Source organism: Bartonella sp. TT67HLJMS, from assembly GCF_042193375.1.
Lineage (GTDB): Bacteria > Pseudomonadota > Alphaproteobacteria > Rhizobiales > Rhizobiaceae > Bartonella > Bartonella grahamii.
This window is the reverse complement of the sequence record NZ_JBHILP010000035.1, coordinates 1-988: the sequence shown is the minus strand read 5'-3', so window position 1 is coordinate 988 and position 988 is coordinate 1. Positions and strand designations below refer to the sequence as shown.

At 34.8% G+C, this 988-nt stretch carries 1 protein-coding gene; it reads right to left on the bottom strand.

The features are described 5' to 3' along the window. Nucleotides 1-141: 141 nt before the first annotated feature. Nucleotides 142-918: a type IV secretion system protein gene (locus tag ACFIJQ_RS08815; RefSeq protein ID WP_375629964.1), complete on the bottom strand. Its 777-nt coding sequence runs from the start codon at nucleotides 916-918 to the stop codon at nucleotides 142-144. Between the last annotated feature and the right edge of the window lie 70 nt (nucleotides 919-988).

Sequence of the window (988 nt, the reverse complement as noted above, 5' to 3'; positions counted from 1 at the left end):
AACATAGATACATGCTAAACGCGTTATTTGTATTTATACATTACCTAAGTATTTTCATCACGATACCTTGGCTTTGATAAAATCTTTGTGCCTCTCTGAATTGTTCAGATAGTACTGAACCTTCTATATTGGCTTTTGTTTTCATCGTATGGTAGGCATCCCTTTTGCTTCATGGTTAAAAAATTTCATATCAACTTCGCGTCTTTTCTTTTTGATAAGTGATTGCTCAGCTTTACGTAAATGCGTTATCATTTGTGTCTTTATAGATTCATTTTGGATCATGGCTAACGAACCATCGATATGTGTTTGAAGATCTGCAATATCTTTCAGGTTTTCTTTTGTTTGAAGTTCATCAAATAGATGTTGGAGGTATTTAAAACGATTTTCTACGTTTTCAAAAGTTTTCAAAGTTATAGCTTTATCTAGTATCGATAAAAATTGTAAACGCGCAAAAACAGCCTTGCCCATTTGATCAAGAGATCCAGAAATTTTGTTTCCTTCCTCTAATACCTTTTGATATGATTTCCTTGAAAACTGATTATTCTTATAGAGCGATTCTGGTTCTTTGAGAAAAAAACTAGAAAAGTCTATTTTTTGAGGTTCTGTTTTCTGACTATTTGTTATAGCTTGATAGGCTTTTTCTGTTTGCGAAAGTTGTTCTTTTTTCAACTCAAGCTGTTTTTTTAAGAGCTCTATAATTTCTCCTTTTTTTAATAGATTAATAAGCTCCAGATATTCTGCTGGTAGAGCAGGTGGTGGCGGTGGAGCAGGTGGTGTCAGTAGAGAAAGTTGTGAGTTTACAGTTGGGTCTTGAGGTGATGAGGGTTCGAAACTTATGCTCACATCTGCATTTGCTGGAGCTAGATTCAGCATTCCCAAAAGGGTAATGATTCCTGTTATAATAAATCTCTTTTTCATCTGTCTCCTCGCTTGATTTCGGCAGGGATTGTTTTATTAATAGGTACACGGTTCCTATCATTGGGCTGTT